Here is a 359-nt window from a genome sequence, read left to right as displayed (position 1 = left end):
CGCGGGCATGGCCCGGACCGACATCGACGGTACCGATCTGTTCGCGCTGATCGCGGCGCTCGCGTGGCTCGGCGATCAACCCTCGCTCGCCCCACGCGCCGACCACCTCTTCGACGTCGTCGCGAGCGCGATCCTGACGAAGCCGGCGAGCACCCATACCGGCAGGACGCCGCCCCCGGGCCCGTAGCTGAGAATCGTCGCGTACCCGGATCGGCGAACTCGGTCTCGGGGGGCTCGACGGGGTGGCCGCGTCCGAAGCGGCGGCTCGGGCGCGGACCTGGGCGACGAGGCGGGGTGAGTTGGCCACCCGCCGGCGGGCCTGGCCAGAGCCGGCTGGGACCGGGGCGGCGTCAGTCGTG

At 74.7% G+C, this 359-nt stretch carries 1 pseudogene; it reads left to right on the top strand.

The annotated features are described in order from the left end of the window. Nucleotides 1-187: pseudogene (locus CCL05_RS47000) on the top strand (TetR/AcrR family transcriptional regulator); the annotation flags it as partial. Nucleotides 188-359 lie beyond the last annotated feature (172 nt).

It is taken from the genome of Streptomyces africanus (assembly GCF_002150735.1).
Taxonomy (GTDB): Bacteria; Actinomycetota; Actinomycetes; order Streptomycetales; family Streptomycetaceae; genus Streptomyces; species Streptomyces africanus.
This window is presented reverse-complemented; position numbering and strand designations above follow the sequence as displayed.